This is a genomic window from Pseudoduganella sp. R-32, assembly GCF_049913245.1.
GTDB lineage: Bacteria > Pseudomonadota > Gammaproteobacteria > Burkholderiales > Burkholderiaceae_D > Rugamonas.
On sequence record NZ_CP183987.1, the window covers coordinates 1521051 to 1538576 of the forward strand.

At 65.2% G+C, this 17526-nt stretch carries 18 protein-coding genes and 1 riboswitch; of the genes, 12 read left to right on the plus strand and 6 right to left on the minus strand.

The window, feature by feature from the left end; translation table 11 throughout:
* Window position 1 precedes the first annotated feature (1 nt).
* The 4 genes from ACN9MU_RS07130 to ACN9MU_RS07145 all read right to left on the minus strand — a co-directional run bounded on the left by ACN9MU_RS07130 (window position 2) and on the right by ACN9MU_RS07145 (window position 5078).
* Complete coding sequence (locus ACN9MU_RS07130; protein WP_426321357.1) at window positions 2-1120, minus strand: acyl-CoA dehydrogenase family protein; 1119 nt, start codon at window positions 1118-1120, stop codon at window positions 2-4.
* On the minus strand, window positions 1117-2922 hold the full coding sequence (locus tag ACN9MU_RS07135; RefSeq protein ID WP_426321359.1) for an acyclic terpene utilization AtuA family protein: 1806 nt from the start codon (window positions 2920-2922) through the stop codon (window positions 1117-1119). Before ACN9MU_RS07135 ends, ACN9MU_RS07130 begins: the two co-directional genes overlap by 4 nt.
* Window positions 2923-3089: 167 nt before the next feature.
* Window positions 3090-4292, minus strand: a complete 1203-nt coding sequence (locus ACN9MU_RS07140; RefSeq protein WP_426344340.1) for a DUF4382 domain-containing protein — start codon at window positions 4290-4292, stop codon at window positions 3090-3092.
* 168 nt (window positions 4293-4460) lie between these two features.
* On the minus strand, window positions 4461-5078 hold the full coding sequence (locus ACN9MU_RS07145; protein ID WP_426321363.1) for a hypothetical protein: 618 nt from the start codon (window positions 5076-5078) through the stop codon (window positions 4461-4463).
* A gap of 57 nt (window positions 5079-5135) precedes the next feature.
* Window positions 5136-5247, plus strand: a riboswitch (TPP riboswitch).
* A 77-nt stretch (window positions 5248-5324) separates the two neighbouring features.
* Between ACN9MU_RS07145 and thiC the strand changes: the two genes are divergently transcribed.
* The 11 genes from thiC (at window position 5325) to ACN9MU_RS07200 (ending at window position 15648) form a co-directional block, all read left to right on the plus strand.
* On the plus strand, window positions 5325-7184 hold the full coding sequence (gene thiC, locus ACN9MU_RS07150; RefSeq protein ID WP_426321364.1) for a phosphomethylpyrimidine synthase ThiC: 1860 nt from the start codon (window positions 5325-5327) through the stop codon (window positions 7182-7184).
* Window positions 7181-7384, plus strand: coding sequence for a sulfur carrier protein ThiS (thiS, locus tag ACN9MU_RS07155; protein ID WP_426168987.1), 204 nt, complete (start codon window positions 7181-7183; stop codon window positions 7382-7384). The genes thiC and thiS overlap by 4 nt, the downstream gene beginning before the upstream one ends.
* Before the next feature lie 16 nt (window positions 7385-7400).
* Window positions 7401-8183, plus strand: coding sequence for a thiazole synthase (locus ACN9MU_RS07160; RefSeq protein WP_426344341.1), 783 nt, complete (start codon window positions 7401-7403; stop codon window positions 8181-8183).
* Entirely contained in the window at window positions 8180-9175 is a 996-nt protein-coding gene (gene thiD, locus ACN9MU_RS07165; protein WP_426344342.1) for a bifunctional hydroxymethylpyrimidine kinase/phosphomethylpyrimidine kinase, read from the plus strand. Before ACN9MU_RS07160 ends, thiD begins: the two co-directional genes overlap by 4 nt.
* A gap of 9 nt (window positions 9176-9184) precedes the next feature.
* Window positions 9185-9802 (plus strand): thiamine phosphate synthase, encoded by a 618-nt coding sequence (thiE, locus tag ACN9MU_RS07170; RefSeq protein WP_426344343.1) that lies wholly within the window; start codon window positions 9185-9187, stop codon window positions 9800-9802.
* 17 nt (window positions 9803-9819) lie between these two features.
* The gene (locus tag ACN9MU_RS07175) at window positions 9820-10449 is read left to right on the plus strand and encodes an ANTAR domain-containing response regulator (RefSeq protein ID WP_426321372.1); all 630 of its coding nucleotides are present in this window, start codon (window positions 9820-9822) and stop codon (window positions 10447-10449) included.
* Window positions 10450-10606: 157 nt separating this feature from the next.
* A complete protein-coding gene (locus ACN9MU_RS07180) occupies window positions 10607-10999 on the plus strand; it encodes a response regulator (RefSeq protein WP_426168999.1) in 393 nt (130 codons plus the stop codon).
* Window positions 11000-11036: 37 nt separating this feature from the next.
* Window positions 11037-12143, plus strand: a complete 1107-nt coding sequence (locus tag ACN9MU_RS07185) for an S-(hydroxymethyl)glutathione dehydrogenase/class III alcohol dehydrogenase (protein ID WP_426344344.1) — start codon at window positions 11037-11039, stop codon at window positions 12141-12143.
* Window positions 12144-12388: 245 nt separating this feature from the next.
* A complete protein-coding gene (locus tag ACN9MU_RS07190; protein WP_426344345.1) occupies window positions 12389-13693 on the plus strand; it encodes a M56 family metallopeptidase in 1305 nt (434 codons plus the stop codon).
* The gene (locus tag ACN9MU_RS07195) at window positions 13690-14388 is read left to right on the plus strand and encodes a hypothetical protein (protein ID WP_426344346.1); all 699 of its coding nucleotides are present in this window, start codon (window positions 13690-13692) and stop codon (window positions 14386-14388) included. The genes ACN9MU_RS07190 and ACN9MU_RS07195 overlap by 4 nt, the downstream gene beginning before the upstream one ends.
* 147 nt (window positions 14389-14535) lie before the next feature.
* Window positions 14536-15648: an aldo/keto reductase gene (locus ACN9MU_RS07200; protein ID WP_426321379.1), complete on the plus strand. Its 1113-nt coding sequence runs from the start codon at window positions 14536-14538 to the stop codon at window positions 15646-15648.
* Window positions 15649-15690: 42 nt separating this feature from the next.
* Here ACN9MU_RS07200 and ACN9MU_RS07205 read toward each other — a convergent pair whose 3' ends face one another.
* A complete protein-coding gene (locus ACN9MU_RS07205; protein WP_426321380.1) occupies window positions 15691-15996 on the minus strand; it encodes a DUF7709 family protein in 306 nt (101 codons plus the stop codon).
* Window positions 15997-16148: 152 nt separating this feature from the next.
* Between ACN9MU_RS07205 and ACN9MU_RS07210 the strand changes: the two genes are divergently transcribed.
* Window positions 16149-16586 (plus strand): hypothetical protein, encoded by a 438-nt coding sequence (locus ACN9MU_RS07210; RefSeq protein WP_426344347.1) that lies wholly within the window; start codon window positions 16149-16151, stop codon window positions 16584-16586.
* Here ACN9MU_RS07210 and ACN9MU_RS07215 read toward each other — a convergent pair.
* Complete coding sequence (locus ACN9MU_RS07215; protein WP_426344348.1) at window positions 16578-17501, minus strand: DMT family transporter; 924 nt, start codon at window positions 17499-17501, stop codon at window positions 16578-16580. The genes ACN9MU_RS07210 and ACN9MU_RS07215 overlap by 9 nt on opposite strands.
* Window positions 17502-17526: the final 25 nt, after the last annotated feature.

Consider the following 17526-nt stretch of genomic DNA (forward strand, 5'->3'; position numbering starts at 1 on the left):
TTCAGGACCAGCCGAGCTGGCGCGCAGCCAGGTCGTTGAGGATTTCTTCGGCGCCGCCGCCGATCATATACACCTTGGCGTCGCGGTAGACGCGTTCCGACACCGTGCCGCGCATGAAGCCCATGCCGCCCAGGATCTGCACCGCCTCGCCGGAGCAGGCCTGCATGGTTTGCGCCGCGAAGTTCTTCAGCATGCATACCTGCGCCACCGGCTGCTCGCCCCCATCCATGCGCGCCACGATGCTGTCGATGAAGGCGCGCGTGGCTTCGATGCGCGTCGCCATCGCCACCAGCTTGTGGCGCACGGCCTGGTGCTGCACCAGCGTCTTGCCGAAAGTTTTGCGCTGCTGCGCCCACTCCACCGCCTCGTCAAGGCAGGCTTGCGCCAGGAAGCAGGCGTGCATGGCCAGCATCAGGCGCTCGTCGTTGAAATTGCGCATCAGCAGCGCGAAGCCGGCGTTTTCCGCACCCAGCAAGTTGGCGGCCGGCACCCGGCACTGGTCGAAATGCAGTTCTGCGGTATCGGAGCACCACCAGCCCATTTTCTTCAGCGGGGTGCGCGCCAGGCCGGGCGTGTCGCCGGGCACCAGCAGGGCGCTGATGCCAGAGGCGCCAGCACCGCCGGTGCGCACAGCCGCCGTAATCCAGTCCGCGCGCATGCCCGAGGTAATGAAGGTCTTGCTGCCATTGACGATGTAATGGTCGCCATCGCGCACGGCCGTAGTCGCCAGACTGGCCACGTCGGAGCCGCCGCCCGGTTCCGTCACCGCCAGGGCGCTGATCTTCTCGCCGGCGAATATGCCGGGCAGCACACGCGCCCGCAGTGCCGCCGAACCGCCATGCACGATGGGCGGCGCGCCGATGCGGTGGCTGAACAGGGAAGCCAGCAAGCCGCCGCAGCCGGTGCGGCACAGTTCCTCGTTCAGCACCTGCAGCTGGCGATAGCTGGCTGGAATGCCGCCCTCCGGTTCCGGAAAGCCCAGGGCCAGCAGCCCAAGCTCGCCAGCCTGTTTGTACAGTGCGCGAGGGAAGGTGCCTGCCTCCTCCCAGTCGTTGACGTGTGGCCGCAGCTCCTGCTCGACGAAACGTCGCACCGTGGCGCGCAGTGCCTCTTCCATCATGTCCTCCGGCTGGTAAAGTTGGGCGGCACAGCAACCGGCATCGCCAGCAGCCACTGCGCCATGCCTTTGCCGAGCGGGTCATGGCGCAGCGACGCCATCCCGCCGCCGCCCAGAGCCTGTTCGCACACGAAGTTAAGAGCACGAATTCCAGGCAGCTCATAGCGCGTCACCGCACCGCGCACCTTGTCGGCCAGGTACGCCGCCACCGCATCCGGCGTGAGCTGCTCACGGAGCAAAGGCAGGTCGTCCGGATGGCGCGCGATCACGCCGATATTCGAGGTATCCCCCTTATCCCCGCTACGCGCCCAAGCCAGCTCGATCAGCGGCACCACGCGCCACCCCTCTCCAGTTGGGCTCGTGTCACACTTGGGGTGTGACCCCAGGGTGTGACACGAGCTCTGCCGTGCAGGGCCGCTATGCTCGAGGCCGTGTCCCTCTTGGGGGCTCGGCGTCCCCGTGATGATCCCAAGGTGTGACACGGGCTGGGCCGTGGTGCCGTCGGGCAGGTGGACGATGGGCTGGAGGCGGGTTTTGGCGAGCAGGAAGGAGAACTGTTTGATGGCGGGGGATACGGCAGGTCGGCCGCCGAAGCCGGTAGTGCCGGGGGCCCAGGAGGTGCCGGCCGGGGCGATCTCGCGCGCGAAGATTTCAAGCGCGGCGCGCTGCGGGTGCGCTACCGCCAACCACATTACTGCCTGGCCGAAGCCTTCCTTCGCGCCCAATACATCGATATGGGTTGCCGAATAGTCGCCCAGGCCGGCGCGCGCGAACATCGCCCGCGTGCGCGCCAGGATCGCTTCGGCGCTGCGGCGCGCCTTGCGCCCCGCTTCGTGGCCGACCACAGTCAGTTGCGCAGCACTGCGGAAGCCGTCGGCATAGGTGGCGCTGACTTTGTAAGTCGGCGTTGGCGCCTGGCCGCGCGCACCTTGCACCAGCACGCGCTGCGGGCCTTCGGCTTGCAGGGTGACGGCGGTGAAGTCGCATACAACGTCGGGCAGCAGGTAGCGCGAGGGATCGCCAATCTCGTACAGCAACTGCTCGGCCGCTACGGCCGGGGTCACCAGGCCGCCGGTGCCTTCCGGCTTGCCCAGCACGAAGCTGCCGTCGGCGCGGCATTCCACTACCGGATAGCCGCTGTTGGCCCAATCGGGCACCTGCTCCCAGTCGGTGAACAGGCCGCCGCTGCCCTGGCAGCCGCATTCGATCAGGTGCCCGGCCAGGCTGCCGGCGGCTAACCGGTCGTAGTCGTCGGGCGCCCAGCCGAATTCGTGCATCAGGGCGCCCAGTGTCACCGCGCTGTCGACGCAGCGGCCGGTGATCACCACGTCGGCGCGTGCATCCAGCGCGGCCTTGATCGGCAGCGCGCCGAGGTAGGCGTTTGCGCTCAGCACCGTGGCCGGCAGCTCGATGCCTTCCGCATGCAGGGCGGGCAGCAGGGCAGATACATCGTCGCCTTCGACCACGGCGATGCGCGGCTCCAGCCCCTGTTCCGCCGCCAGCGCGCGCAGTGCTGCCGCGCAGCCTTGAGGGTTGATGCCGCCGGCGTTGGCGACGATGCGTACGCCGCGCGCCAGGGCGTCGCCCAGCACGTCGCGCATGACGTCGATGAAGTCGGTGGCGTAACCGAGTCCGGGCTGCTTGCGGCGCGCTGCCGCCAGCAGCGACATGGTCAGCTCGGCCAGGTAATCGAAAACCAGGTAATCGAGGTCGCCGCCATCGAGCAGCTGGCGCGGGCCGAGGGCGCTGTCGCCCCAGAAGCCTGCTGCACCGCCGATCCGGACATGGTTCCTGCCTGCGCGCACTGCGGCTCCCTTTTTATTAAATCGATCGATTGAATAATTCAGGATACCGCGGAAAAGCGCGCCTGCGCAAGCCTGTTGCGTTGCTGCGGCACGACGCATGAAAAAAGCCCCGGCTGCCGCCAGTGGCGGGGCCGGGGCCGTCGCGTCGGCGGAGCCGACGCAGGTGCTTAAGGCACCAGGTTGAAGTTCACGTTGACCGCGTTGGCGACATTGATGTCGACCGCCGCGTTGGACAGCGTGGTGTAGCCGGTGGCGGAGGCATCCACCTTGTACATGCCGGTTGCCGGGATCGTGCCTGCGCTGGAGAATGCCAGCGGCAGGGTGGCGCTATAGGCGGCGTACTGCGGCGCGGCCAGCGGCAGCTTGGTGATGCTGTAGGCGCCGGTGGTCAGGTCCGCATTGGTGTAACGCAGGGTGACGGTCGGGCCGCCGGTAATGGCTTGCTTGGCCGAGACCAGGGCCGATTCCGTGGCGCTGGCCGGGGTCAGCGTCGCGGTGCCGCTGATCGAGCCCATCAGGCTGGTGCTGGCCAGGGTGAAGGGCGCGCCGGTGGTGCTGATCGGGACCATGCCGGTGGTGGAGGTCACCGGCACGCCGCCCACCACGTAGGCCGCGTGGGTGTTGGAGGTGATCACTACGTCGTAGTTACCGAGAGGCAGGCGTGGCAGCACGAATTCACCGGTGGCGCTTGGCACCGTCGCCGCCACCACGGCGCCGTTTTGCTGGGCGCTGACGGTGACGCCGTCGGATAGCGTCGACGTGGCAACGAAGCCGCTGATGCCGTTCAGGGCAGTCGGGATCACTTTAACCACCGGTTTCAGCGCGTACTTGCCATTGCCCTTGGTGACGATGGATTTGCAGGCGTCGAAATCCATCACCAGGTCGTAGCGCTGGCCCGCTTCCACGGTGAAGTCGGCATTCATCTTGATGCCGGACTGGACCGCGCTCGGGGTGTCGAGCGAGATCTCGGTGGTGGTGCCGCTGAGGACCACGGAGTTGGCAGTCGCGTTGCCGGTGTTCGGGTCCAGTACCAGGCGCACCTGGTTGTAGCGGCCTGCTGCCAACGAGGTCTGGCCCAGTGCATCCAGGGTGCCGTTGATCAGGTTCAGCAGGTTGATTTTCTTGCCGGGCGACAGGGTGATGTCGGTCCAGCCGCTGTCGGTGTCGCTGGCGGTCGCGCTTGTGTTGACGCGTACTTTGTTGACCGTCACGTTGACGGCATCGAAGCCGCAGGCCGGTGCGTCGGTAATCGACACGCCCAGGGTGCCCATGGTCTGGACCGGCGGGGCGTCGCCGCCGCCACCGCCGCCGCAGGCCGCGAGCAAGAGGGATGTCAGTGCGAGTGGAAGCAGGGAGACTTTGGAGTTCATGGTGTTGCCTCTCGAAGTAGTTATTGGTGCTCTTCCATTATCGGAACCGAGAGGAAAAACGCTATGTGCGATTACGCACATAGTAACGAATTGTTACACTTGCAGATGGCAAGTAACTGAGCGGTTCCGCCTTGTGTTGGCGCATGGCAACACAGCCATCCCGCACTCCTATGGGCAGTTGACATTCCACGCGGTGAGCTCCGCGCGCGACGGCCGCACCGTCACGTCTACCTTGCTGCCGATATCGCTTTCGTAAGCAAGCAGGAACATGCCATCGGGACTGCGGCCCAGTGCGCGCAACTGGAAATTGCGCGAGCGCGTTGGTGCGCAACTGGTGTTGCCGGCCATGAGCAGGCGAGCGCGCTGCAGCAGTTCGCCCTGGGCCTGGATCAGGCGCAGCATGTCGATCTCGGCCAGCGGCGCGCGCAGTTCGACCATCGTGGCCGGCGGCGTGCCGCAGCTGGTGGTGTGGTGAATCCAGACATGCTGGCTGCTGTCGGCGCTCCAGCTGTCGTCGGCCTGCTGTGCGTAGCGGGTGCGCGTGACGCGGCACAGCGGCAGCACCAGGCGCACCGGCGGCGCGTCGCTGCTAGCGCTGGCAATCCATTTTCTTCCATCGTGTCCGCGCTCAATGCGCAGCGGCGGAACGGGCGCGCCCGGCGCGGTGCGCTGCATGAACTGTTCGAACGAGCGCTGCTCGGCCAGCGTTGGGGCGCGCGCATCGGCGCCTGGCGCCGCCATGGCGGCCTGCGCAGCCATCGCTGCCAGGAATACTACATATCGCATCCGGTCTCCTTTTAATGCGCACCGATTATAGATATAATCCGCTCGCTGCCGAAAGGTGGCACACGCTAGGGGTCCTGTGCGCGCGGTTCGATACCGGGTGCGCGGGTGAGAAATACCCTCCGAACCTGATCTGGATAATGCCAGCGAAGGGAAGCTTCAGGATACGCAGCGGTTGCGCCTACACGGCGCAACCGCAAGCGCAACCTAACCTCCTTTGCTGGCTCCTGCGCCAACAAAGGAGCCAAAATGAACGCCAATCCAACCTTCCTCGCCGCCCAGGCCGAGGTCGACTCCGCAGCCGTTACCCCGCTGCCGAATTCCCGCAAGATCTATGTTACCGGTAGCCGCCCGGACCTGCGCGTGCCGATGCGCGAAATCAGCCTGTCCGGCGACAACGCACCGGTCACCGTGTACGATTGCTCCGGCCCGTACAGCGATCCGGACGCCGCCATCGACATTCGCAAGGGTTTGGGCACGCCGCGCGCCGCCTGGATCGCCGAGCGCGACGACACCGAATTGCTGGCCGGCCCGACTTCCGATTACGGCCGCCTGCGCCTGGCCGACGAAAAGCTCGACGCGCTGCGCTTCGAGCTGCACCGCCAGCCGCGCCGCGCCCAGGCCGGCCGCAACGTAACGCAGATGCACTACGCGCGCCAGGGCATCGTCACGCCGGAAATGGAATACGTGGCGATCCGCGAAAACCTGCGCCGCAAGGAATACCTGGCCGGCCTGCGTGCCCAGGGCGAGAAGGGCCAGCGCATGGCCGACCTGCTGGGCCGCCAGCACCGTGGCGAATCGTTCGGCGCCGCCATCCCTGAGGAGATCACGCCGGAATTCGTGCGCCAGGAAGTTGCCCGCGGCCGCGCCATCATCCCGGCCAACATCAACCACCCGGAACTGGAGCCGATGATCATCGGCCGCAATTTCCTGGTCAAGATCAACGCCAATATCGGCAACTCCGCCGTGACCTCCTCCATCGGCGAGGAAGTGGAGAAGATGACCTGGGCCATCCGCTGGGGCGGCGACACCGTGATGGACCTGTCCACCGGCAAGCATATCCACGAAACGCGCGAATGGATCGTGCGCAATTCGCCGGTGCCGATCGGCACCGTGCCGATCTACCAGGCGCTGGAAAAGGTGAACGGCAAGGCCGAAGACCTGACCTGGGAAATCTTCCGCGACACCCTGATCGAACAGGCGGAGCAGGGCGTCGACTACTTCACCATCCATGCCGGCGTGCTGCTGCGCTACGTGCCGCTGACGGCCAACCGCATGACCGGCATCGTGTCGCGCGGCGGTTCGATCATGGCCAAGTGGTGCCTGGCGCACCATCAGGAAAACTTCCTGTACACGCACTTCGAAGAGATCTGCGAAATCATGAAGGCCTACGACGTGAGCTTCTCGCTGGGCGACGGCTTGCGTCCCGGCTCGGTGTGGGATGCCAACGATGCGGCGCAGCTGGGCGAGCTGAAAACCCTGGGCGAACTGACGCAAATCGCCTGGAAGCACGACGTGCAGGTGATGATCGAAGGCCCTGGCCACGTGCCGATGCAGCTCATCAAGGAGAACATGGACCTGCAGCTGGAACAGTGCAGCGAGGCGCCGTTCTACACCCTGGGCCCGTTGACCACCGATATCGCGCCGGGCTACGACCACATCACCTCCGGCATCGGCGCCGCGCAGATCGGCTGGTACGGCACCGCCATGCTGTGCTACGTGACGCCGAAGGAGCACCTGGGCCTGCCGAACAAGGCCGACGTCAAGGAAGGCATCATCACCTACAAGATCGCGGCTCACGCGGCGGACCTGGCGAAGGGCCATCCGGGCGCGCAGATCCGCGACAACGCGCTGTCGCTGGCGCGCTTTGAATTCCGCTGGGAAGACCAGTTCAACCTGGGCCTGGACCCGGACCGCGCGCGCGAATTCCACGACGAGACCCTGCCGAAGGATTCGGCCAAGGTGGCGCACTTCTGCTCCATGTGCGGCCCGCATTTCTGCTCGATGAAGATCACGCAGGAAGTGCGCGAGTTCGCTGCCAAGGGCATGCAGGAAAAATCGATCGAGTTCGTCAAGGGCGGCGCGAACATCTACCGCGAGCAAGCATGATCGAGATTGAACTGAATGGCGCCGCGCATGCGGTGCCGCCGCAGCAGACGCTGGACCAGCTGATCGATTCGCTCGAGCTGACCGGCCAGGCGCTGGCGCTGGCGGTCAACCGCCAGGTGGTGCCGCGCCAGCGCTGGCCGCAGGTCGCGCTCAACCACAACGATAAAGTAGACATCGTCCGCGCCATCGGCGGGGGCTAAAAAGGGGAGACTGCAAATGCAAGACAAACCATTGGTTATCGCAGGCAAGGAATACAACTCGCGCCTGCTGGTCGGCAGCGGCAAGTACAAGGACCTGCCGCAGACCCGCGAAGCCACGCTGGCTGCGGGCGCGGAAATCATCACGGTGGCGATCCGCCGCGTCAACATCGGCCAGGACCCGCACGCGCCCAGCCTGCTGGACTATGTGCCGCCGCACGAATTCACCATCCTGCCGAATACGGCCGGCTGCTACACGGCGCAGGACGCCGTGTACACGCTGCAGATGGCGCGCGAGCTGCTGAACGGCCACAAGCTGGTCAAGCTGGAAGTGCTGGGCGACGAGAAGACCCTGTTCCCGAACATGCCGGAAACCCTGGTCGCGGCGCGCGAACTGGTGAAGGACGGCTTCGACGTCATGGTCTACTGCAGCGACGACCCGATCCAGGCGCGCATGCTGGAAGACATCGGCTGCTGCGCGGTGATGCCGCTGGCGTCGCTGATCGGCTCCGGCATGGGCATCCTGAATCCGTGGAACCTGTCGCTGATCATCGAACAGTCGAAGGTGCCGGTGCTGGTCGATGCCGGCGTCGGCACCGCCTCCGATGCAGCGATTGCCATGGAGCTCGGTTGCGACGGCGTGCTGATGAACACCGCCATCGCCGCTGCCGGCGACCCGGTACGCATGGCGCGCGCCATGAAGCTGGGCGTGCAGGCCGGCCGTGAAGCCTTCCTGGCAGGCCGCATGCCGCGCCGTTTCGCCGCCTCGCCTTCGTCGCCGACGGCGGGGAGGCTCGCATGAGCGACCGGCCCTGCGTGCTGGTGTTTTCCGGCGCCGATCCTTCGGGCGGCGCCGGCATGGCGGCCGATATCCAGGCCATCACCGCGATGGGGGCGCATGCGCTGCCGGTGCTGACTGCCATCACGGTGCAGGACAATAACCGCGTGCACGCGGTGATGCCGGTGGCTGCGGATGTTGTGCTGCAGCAGGCGCGCGCGCTGCTGGCGCAGGTGCCGGTGGCGGCGGTGAAGATCGGCATTCCGGGCAGCGCGGAAAACGCGCAGGCCATCGCAACGCTGATCGGCGAGCTGCGCGCCACGCATCGCGCGGCAGCCGGCGCGGCGCCGGGCTGGGCGCAGCGGCTGTACAGCGATCCGCCGGTGGTGCTCGATCCCGTGCTGCGCAGCGGTCACGGAGATGCGCTTGGCCGCGACGATGCGGTGCAGGCGCTGGCGCCCTTGCTGCCGCTGGCGACGCTGATCACGCCGAATGGACCGGAGGCGGCAGCCTTGGCTGGCAACGCGGCGCGCTATCGAGCTCCCGTTCGCCTGGGCGCCGCGGCGGTTTCCATGACGGCCTCCATGGCCACGGCGCCGGTTGCTGGCAGCGCGAAACCGTACGATGAACCCGGCCCGGAGCGTGGCGAGGTGCCCGCCCGCGCGGCAGGCGTGCCGCGGGCATGGCATGGCACTGCCCATGGCAATGCACTGGCCCATGCCCGCGCGCTGCGCGCCCTCGGCTGCACCCACGTGCTGGTGACCGGCGGCCACGACGAAGACAGCGACGTGGTGGTCAACCGCTGGCTCGGGCCGGACCGCCAGCAGAACTGGAGCTGGCCGCGCCTGCCCGGCGGCTTCCACGGCAGCGGATGCACGCTGGCCGCCGCCACGGCAGCCCTGCTGGCACTGGGCAATACCATGGCACAAGCATTAACCAAGGCGCAAGGCTACACCCAGCGCGCACTGGCCGCCTCATACGCGATCGCACCCGGCCAGCGCATTCCGCAGCGATAAGGAGAAATAATGCAAGGACTTTACCTGGTGACCCCGAATTGGGACGACACCGACAAGCTGCTCGGGGTCACCGAGCAGGCCCTGCGCGCCGGCGTCGCGCTGCTGCAGTACCGCCACAAGGACGCCAGTACCGCCCTGCGGCGCGAGCAGGGCGGGGCGCTGCGCGAACTGTGCCACAAGTACAGCGTGCCTTTCCTGGTCAACGACCACGTGGCGCTGTGCCGCGAACTGGGCGCCGACGGCGTGCACCTCGGCGGCACTGATGCACCGCTGGCCGAGGTGCGCGCTTCGCTCGGCCCCAACAAGCTGATTGGCGCTTCCTGCTACGGCGAGCTGGCGCGCGCCCAGGCGGCACAGGCGGCCGGCGCCAGCTACGTGGCGTTCGGCGGCTTTTATCCATCGAAAGTGAAGCAGTACGCCGTCACCACCCAGCCTTCCATCCTGCGCCATGCGCGCGAGGTGATCAGCGTGCCGCTGTGCGTCATTGGCGGCATGACGCCGCAGAATGCCGCGCCACTGGTGGCCGAGGGGGCGCAGCTGGTAGCGGCTATCACCAGCGTCTACCTGGCCGAAGATGTAGCGGCGGCAGTGCGGGAGTTTCAGTCTATAATTTGTCCATTAGCATAACCATAAGGTTGACGCCGATGAACGCCCAGACTCCGCAAAAGCGCCTGATCCTGATCGTCGATGATGACAAGATCCTGACCGAGTTCCTGGGCGAATTGCTAGCCCGCGCCGGCTACGACACCATGCTGGCGCATTCATCGGACCAGGCCTTGTCCCTGATCGCCGAGCGCGAACCCGACCTGGCCCTGCTCGACATCCACATGCCGGGCATGTCGGGCCTGGAGCTGGCCAAGCAGCTGAACCGCAACACCACGGTGCCTTTCATGTTCCTGTCCGGCCGCGGCGACGCTGACGCCGGCAAGCAGGCAGCCGCCTACGGCGCCGTGGGTTTCGTGGTGAAACCTGTCGACGAGCACCACCTGATGCCGGCCTTCGAGGCCGGCCTGGCGCGCGCCGACGAAATCCGCCAGTTGCGGCGCACCGAGATCAACCTCAACGCGGCGCTGGCGGCCGGCCGCGAGACCAGCCTGGCCGTCGGCCTGTTGATGTGCAAGTACCAGACCGACCGCAACACCGCCTTCGAAGTATTGCGCGACCACGCCCGCTCCAGCCGGCGCAAGATCAATGAAGTGGCCGACCAGCTGCTGGCCGCCGAGGAAATGTTGAATGGCTTGCATGCAGCGTTTAACGCACGCCTGAAAAAATAAAACTTTCCGCAGGCCATCTTCTTGCATTAGACTATTGCGGTGGGCCCTGACTCGCCCGCCGCAACACACTTCAGCGGCCGCCACTCCTTCGCGGCCCGGCAATATCCTTCGGCCCAGCTCCGCCGACCATTCCCCCTGCAGTGCGGAGAACCGTTTCATGAACATGTCATTTGATTTGCATCCGGCGCCACGGGTGCTGCACGTCGATCACGATGAAGATAGCGCCGTGGTCCTGGCGACCTTGCTGGCGCCCGAAATCCACGTGGTGCATGCCGCCAGCTTCGACCAGGCGCAAAGCCAGTTGCAGCAAGGCGAATTCGCGCTGCTGGTGATCGATCCCGACCTGCCAGACGGCGATGGCCACGCCCTGATCCGCTCCATGCGCCAGGCCGAGCAAGACATCCCGGTGCTGCTGTATTCGGCCAGCCAGCCGATGCTGCACCACCAGGCCCACGCCTTCCTGCCCAAGCCCTGGACTTCGCCGCGCCAGTTGTGGCGCACCGTGTCGCACATGCTGGGGCTGGAGTCCATGCTGGCGGTGAGGAGTTAGGCTATGCTGTCGTCTTTATCACATTCGGAGTACCGGGATGAAGACGAGAGCAGCAGTTGCATGGAAGGCGGGCGCGCCCCTGACCATTGAAGAAGTGGACTTGGACGGGCCACGCGCGGGCGAAGTACTGGTGGAGATCAAGGCCACCGGCATTTGCCACACCGACCACTACACGCTGTCCGGCGCCGATCCGGAAGGGCTGTTCCCGGCCATCCTCGGCCATGAAGGCGCAGGCGTGGTGGTCGACGTCGGGCCGGGCGTCACATCGCTCAGGAAAGACGACCACGTCATCCCGCTGTACACGCCGGAATGCCGCCAGTGCAAATTCTGCCTGTCGCGCAAGACCAACCTGTGCCAGGCAATCCGTTCCACCCAGGGCAAGGGCCTGATGCCGGATGGCTCCAGCCGCTTCTCGCTCGACGGCAAGCCGCTGTTCCACTACATGGGCACCTCCACCTTCTCCAACTACATCGTGGTGCCGGAGATCGCGCTGGCCAAGATCCGCTCCGACGCGCCGTTCGACAAGGTGTGCTACATCGGCTGCGGCGTGACCACCGGCGTCGGCGCCGTGCTGTTCACCGCCAAGGTGGAAGCGGGCGCCAACGTGGTGGTGTTCGGCCTCGGCGGCATCGGCCTGAACGTGATCCAGGCGGCGAAGATGGTCGGCGCCGACAAGATCATCGGCATCGACATCAACCCGGCGCGCGAGGCGATGGCGCGCCAGTTCGGCATGACCCACTTCATCAACCCGCGCGATGTGGAGAACGTGGTGGACGCCATTGTGCAGCTGACCGATGGCGGCGCCGATTACAGCTTCGAGTGCGTCGGCAATACGCAGCTGATGCGCCAGGCGCTCGAGTGCTGCCACAAAGGCTGGGGCAAGTCGATCGTGATCGGCGTGGCGGCGGCGGGGCAGGAGATCTCAACCCGTCCATTCCAGCTGGTCACCGGCCGCCATTGGCTGGGCTCTGCTTTCGGCGGTGCGCGCGGCCGCACCGACGTGCCGAAGATTGTCGATTGGTACATGGAAGGCAAGCTCAAGATCGATGAGCTGATCACCCACACCCTGCCGCTCGATCGCATCAACGAAGGCTTTGACCTGATGGAACGCGGCGAATCGATCCGTTCCGTGGTCGTCTACTAAACCTCTACAGTCCGTGGCTTCGGCCGGTTGGGTCAGACCCTCGGGTCTGACCCAGGTTTACCGGTTTTAAGCATCCTGGAACAACAAATCTGCATTCTGTCGCACTCCGCATGCCGCCGTGGCGGCGCGCGGCTACATTGGCTCCAGAGCACTTGCATTCCTATCTAGACAAAAAGTTCTAGACACAAAGTTCTAGATCATTTAATCTAGTTTGCAAGGACACCATCAAACCGGAGCCGCCCGCCATGAGCAACCTGCTGAACGCCGTCATTCCAGCCCTGGGCTGGTCATTGCTGCACTTCCTGTGGCAAGGCTTGCTGATCGGCTGCGTCGCGGCACTGCTGCTGCATGCCTTGCGCAACGCCCGCCCGCAGGCGCGCTACCTGGTCGCGTGCATCGCCTTGTTCCTGAGCGCAGCGCTCCCGCTGGCCAACTTCGCCTGGCGCCTGGCCGATGCCGTCGACACCGGCTACGTGCTGCCGGCCCCGTTGGAAGCCGGCGCCATTGCCGCCATTCCGGGCGTCGCCGACGGCCAGCGCGCCGAAACAGCCTTGGTCGACGTCGACGCCATGGCCTCCTGGGAATACCTGCTTCGCCGCCAGATGCCCTGGCTGGTGCTGCTGTGGGCCGCCGGCGCCGCTCTGATGACGCTGCGCCTGTCGCTCGGCCTGCAGTGGGTGCGCACCCGCACCCTGCCCAACCATTACCACGCCGACGCCACCTGGCAGGCGCGCGCCACCGCGCTGGCGCAGCGCATGGGCATTCGCCGCGCGGTGCGCCTTGGCATCTCCGACGATGCGCTGGAAGGCCCGATCACGGCCGGCATCCTGCGCCCGATCGTGCTGCTGCCGGCCTCGCTGGTCAGCGGCCTGCCGCCCGATTTGCTGGAAGCCTTGCTGGCTCACGAGCTGGCGCATGTGCGCCGCCACGACTACCTGGTCAACCTGGTCCAGAGCGGCATCGAGATTTTCCTGTTCTACCACCCCAGCGTATGGATGCTGTCGCAATGCATCCGCCGCGAACGTGAACAGATAGCAGACGACTTGGCAGCAAGCACGCTCGGCGAACCGCGGCGCCTGGCACTTGCACTTTCCGAGCTGGATAAATTCCAGTTCACCACCAATCACTTTGCCGTTCCCGCGGCAAACGGAGGAGACCTCATGTCCCGAATCAAACGCCTGATCCGTCCCGATGCACAGCCACTGAGCTGGAAGATGGCGACCCCGCTGTTAGGAATTTTTGCTGCCTGCGCCGCCTTGCCCACGCCATGCCGCAAGCAGTATCGCTCCCCGCCGCCAGCGCTGTTGCGGCACCAGCGCCCGCCGTGGCAATGCACGTCACCGATGCCGACGACCAGCACGACGTCGAGCCCGCGCCGCCAGCTCCGCCAGCGCCGATGGCTGCAGTCCTGGTTCCGCCCAAGCCGCCGAAACCGCCAAAGCTGCCGAAAGAGCTGCGGGATATCGAGAGCCACAACTACTTCTTCATCGATGACGGCAGTCGCAGCGCCTACGCCTATGTGCGTGACAACAACCAGAAGCTATCGGTGACCAACTTCCACGGCGCCCCCAGCGACCTGGCTGCGCTGCGCAAGCTGCACCAGGAAACCAAGGGCGAATTCATCTACGTGCGCAAGGATGGCAAGTCCTATGTCATCCAGGACCCGGCCCTGCTGGGCAAGGTGCGTGAGTTGTGGAAGCCAGCCGAAGCACACGGCAAGCTCATGGAAGAGCAGGGCAAGTTGATGGACGTCCAGGGCAAGCAGGTAGAAGCCATGAGCGACAAGATCGCAAAAGAAGCCGAAGCCGCCATGGGCAGCAAAGAGCAGCAAGCGATCGAGCGCGAGCTGGAGCGCCAGATGGAGCTGCCCGCGCGCCAGCAGGAACGCATCGCCCGCGCCATGGAAAAAGCCAGCCGCAAAATGGAAATGGCCGACGACAAGACCCGCGCCCAGCTCGAACGCGACCTGGAAGGCTTGCGCAAGCAGATGGAGCCGCTGTCGGAAGAGATGGCGCGCCGCGGCAGTGAGATCGGCGCCCGCCATGCCGCGCTGGCAGCACGCCAGGCGCCAATGGCCGCCATGCACGCCCGCATCGCCGAAGCGTCCCGGCCCCTGGCCGAAATGGGCCGCAAAATGGGCGAGCTGGGACGCGAACAGGGCCGCCTGTCGCGTGAAGCCGATAAAGCCTCGCGCGCCCTGATCGACGAAGCCATCAGCAACGGCAGCGCCAAGCCCCTTATGTAATAAAAGTCGGGGTCAGGTCTGGCAATCCGCCATCTTTTTCGCATGGCGAAAAAGATGGCGGATTGCCAGACCTGACCCCGACTTTCATTTCCATGGTATTGTTGATTTTGCATTTCCTCATTGTCAACAAATCACCATGGAGAAAGCATGTCCCTCAAACAGTATTACACCCTCGGTAATTCCGGCTTGCGCGTGTCGCGCCTGGCGCTTGGCACCATGACCTTCGGCACCGATTGGGGCTGGGGCGCCGACAAGGCCAGCGCGCGCGAGCAGTTCATGACGTACACCGAGGCCGGCGGCAACCTGGTCGATACGGCCGACCTGTACACCAATGGCGAATCGGAACGCTGGGTTGGTGAATTCGTGCGCGATAGCGGCCTGCGCGACAAGATCGTGCTGGCCACCAAGGCGTCCTACAGCAGCGACCCAGCCAACCCGAACGCGGGCGGCAATGGCCGCAAACATTTGATGCGCGCGCTGGAAGGTTCGCTGCAGCGCCTGGACACCGATTACGTCGACCTGTACCTGGTGCACGCCTGGGACATGGTGACGCAGCCGGAAGAGGTGCTGCGCACGCTGGACGATGCGGTACGCGCTGGCAAGGTGCGCCACATCGGCCTGTCGAACGTGCCGGCCTGGTATGCCAGCCGCATGCAAACGATCGCCGAACTGCGCGGCTACGAAGCATTGTCCGCGCTGCAGATGGAATACTCGCTGGTGGAGCGCGCCATTGAAGACGAATACATCCCGCTGGGCACGCGGCATGGCATGGGCGTGATGGTCTGGAGCCCGCTGGCCAGCGGCCTGTTGTCCGGCAAGTACAAGCCCAGCACCGGCGGTCAGTTCGGCGAAGGGCGCCTGCAAACCATGAGCGGCTCGAACAACCCGGCCTTCGCCAAATTCAACGAGCGCAATTTCGCCATCGTGGCGGAGTTGGAAAAGGTGGCGAACGAGGTGGGCCGCAGCATGGCGCAGGTGGCGGTGAACTGGGTGGCCAACCGTCCGGGCGTCGCAACCGTGATGGTGGGTGCGACCAGGCTGGCGCAGTTGCAGGACAATCTCGGAGCGCTGGACTTCGACTTGCCGGCGCAATTGCGCGAACGCCTGGATGCGGTCAGCGCCAAGGCGGCAGGCTATCCCTACACCTTCTTCACCCCGGGCATGCAGACCATGCTGTCGGGCGCGGCGCCGCTGGGCGACAAGCCGGGCGGATACCGGGCGCCGGTGCGCATCAGCGGCCCCGCGGCAGGCGTGCAGTAAAAATATCTGGACGTCCGTCACTGGCAACGGTGCGGACAGCGCTCAGGCAAAGTACTGCGCCGCCAGGGTGCCGACCAGACGGCGCCCCTGGTTGTCCCCTGCGATCCATTCTTCCGGGGGGAACAGGTCGAACAGCCCGACCTTGGCGACGGTCGGGATGGCCGCCGCGAGTTCTTTCTCAATCTCGCCACGCTCTCCGGCGTTGTACAACTCGATGTTGCGCAGCATCGTTGCGACGGTGCCGGTTTGTACCTTGCTGCCGTCTTTTAACTGCACCAGCGGCAGGGACTCGCCGTCGGCGAGGATCTTCTGGTTGATAGCAGCAAGCTCGTTTTGCGTGTTCATCATTGCTCCTTTGGTTTGCATGAAGCGCATATTCGCATCTTCAGGAGCGCCTTCAAGGCCCGGGCCCCCAACTTGGCGGTTTCCCGACAAGATGTGGCGAAAATCCTGCATTCAGTACAATGCAGGCACGATGAACCGCGAGCAAATGCTAGAGAATGAGCAAACTTAAAGACGATATCCTGTCGGGAGATGCGACCAGGGTCTGGTCGAGTGCATGCGCGATTATCAAGCTGCGCGACAGCGCAGAACTGGATGCACTCGCTTCGATTCTCGACGAGATTGCGGCCAGCACGAAGAAGCTCTCGCTTGGGGGCGTGGTGTTCCCCAACGATAAACACCTGCAGTTTGCCCTTCGAAAGCTGCGTTTTCACCGTGACCGGGAAGGGTGCCTGTGCCGCCTTTATCCCGAATACCTGATGTTCGACCCGAATCAGGAGCTAGCCGCAGGGAATGTGCGCATCGAAGGAATCACCTACCTCGAAGGCAACTGGGTCGACTTTTACCGGTGTTCATGCTCTGTTTGCGGAACCGCCTTCAAGGTCGAGGAGCGCGAATACCACTATACCTGGTGGGGCTGGCGTCTCTCACAGTAGCTTGATGACTGCCACACCGGCCAGCAGCAGCACGACGCCCGTCAAGCGCAGCGCGGAAACATCACGCTTCGGCAGCCGGAACCAGCCATGACGGTCGACGAAAACTGACGCCACTTGCTGTCCTGCCACCGTCAAGCCGACTGCCGCCGAAGCGCCGATGACCGGGATTGCAGTGAAAACGGTGGTCACATAGATCGCGCCGGCGAAGCCGCCCAGCCAACCCCACCAGGGCATGGCAGGCAGTCCTTGCAGCGTGGGCGCCGGTGCGCGCAGTACCGTGGCCGAGAACAGCAGCGTCACCGTCATCGCCAGGGTGGCGACGAGAAAGCTCACGGCGCCGACCACGAACGGTGCACCAAGGTCATGCCGCAGCAAACCGTTCACCACGCCCTGCACCGGAAGGACCGCCCCGGCCAGCAGCGCCAGGACAATCCAGCCAGCCTTGCCCGCGCCAGGCTGCGACTGCTGGCCCGACTGCCCCTTCACGATGATGGCGGCACCTGCCAGGATGGCCAGCATGCCGATGGCAAGCGGCGCATCGATTGTGCGCGGCGTGCCGCCCGCCAGTCCGGTGACATCAAGCGCAAATGACGCCAGCATCTGGCCCGCAATGAACAGGCCAACCGATACGATCGCGCCTAGGCGAGGAAACAGCAGGATGGTGGAGACGACATAGAAGGCGCTCGCCACGCCGCCGACCGCATGCCACCAAGGCACGCTGGGGAGGGCAGCGACGGCGGTCAATGTTCCAGTGAGCAGGGCAAGCACCAGCAGCGCAAGCGTGCCGACCGAGAGCTGCAGCGTAGTTGCCGCAAAAGGACTGCCGGTTGCTTTGGACAGTTGCGCATTAGCGCCCGCCTGCACGGCGAGCAGGCCGCCGGCGAGGAGCGAAGCAGGGATCAGAAGGGTTTCCATGTGTAGCCTCCAGTGGGAATGTCAG

Bases quoted from the DNA above. Each gene is read 5' to 3' on its own strand.
- thiS (WP_426168987.1), top strand. From the start codon at position 7,181: ATGATCGAGATTGAACTGAATGGCGCCGCGCATGCGGTGCCGCCGCAG.
- thiE (WP_426344343.1), top strand. From the start codon at position 9,185: ATGCAAGGACTTTACCTGGTGACCCCGAATTGGGACGACACCGACAAG.
- ACN9MU_RS07185 (WP_426344344.1), top strand. From the start codon at position 11,037: ATGAAGACGAGAGCAGCAGTTGCATGGAAGGCGGGCGCGCCCCTGACC.
- ACN9MU_RS07175 (WP_426321372.1), top strand. From the start codon at position 9,820: ATGAACGCCCAGACTCCGCAAAAGCGCCTGATCCTGATCGTCGATGAT.
- ACN9MU_RS07190 (WP_426344345.1), top strand. From the start codon at position 12,389: ATGAGCAACCTGCTGAACGCCGTCATTCCAGCCCTGGGCTGGTCATTG.
- ACN9MU_RS07145 (WP_426321363.1), bottom strand. From the start codon at position 5,078: ATGCGATATGTAGTATTCCTGGCAGCGATGGCTGCGCAGGCCGCCATG.
- ACN9MU_RS07180 (WP_426168999.1), top strand. From the start codon at position 10,607: ATGAACATGTCATTTGATTTGCATCCGGCGCCACGGGTGCTGCACGTC.
- ACN9MU_RS07215 (WP_426344348.1), bottom strand. From the start codon at position 17,501: ATGGAAACCCTTCTGATCCCTGCTTCGCTCCTCGCCGGCGGCCTGCTC.
- thiD (WP_426344342.1), top strand. From the start codon at position 8,180: ATGAGCGACCGGCCCTGCGTGCTGGTGTTTTCCGGCGCCGATCCTTCG.
- ACN9MU_RS07130 (WP_426321357.1), bottom strand. From the start codon at position 1,120: ATGATGGAAGAGGCACTGCGCGCCACGGTGCGACGTTTCGTCGAGCAG.
- ACN9MU_RS07160 (WP_426344341.1), top strand. From the start codon at position 7,401: ATGCAAGACAAACCATTGGTTATCGCAGGCAAGGAATACAACTCGCGC.
- ACN9MU_RS07210 (WP_426344347.1), top strand. From the start codon at position 16,149: ATGAGCAAACTTAAAGACGATATCCTGTCGGGAGATGCGACCAGGGTC.
- ACN9MU_RS07140 (WP_426344340.1), bottom strand. From the start codon at position 4,292: ATGAACTCCAAAGTCTCCCTGCTTCCACTCGCACTGACATCCCTCTTG.
- ACN9MU_RS07205 (WP_426321380.1), bottom strand. From the start codon at position 15,996: ATGATGAACACGCAAAACGAGCTTGCTGCTATCAACCAGAAGATCCTC.
- ACN9MU_RS07200 (WP_426321379.1), top strand. From the start codon at position 14,536: ATGTCCCTCAAACAGTATTACACCCTCGGTAATTCCGGCTTGCGCGTG.
- thiC (WP_426321364.1), top strand. From the start codon at position 5,325: ATGAACGCCAATCCAACCTTCCTCGCCGCCCAGGCCGAGGTCGACTCC.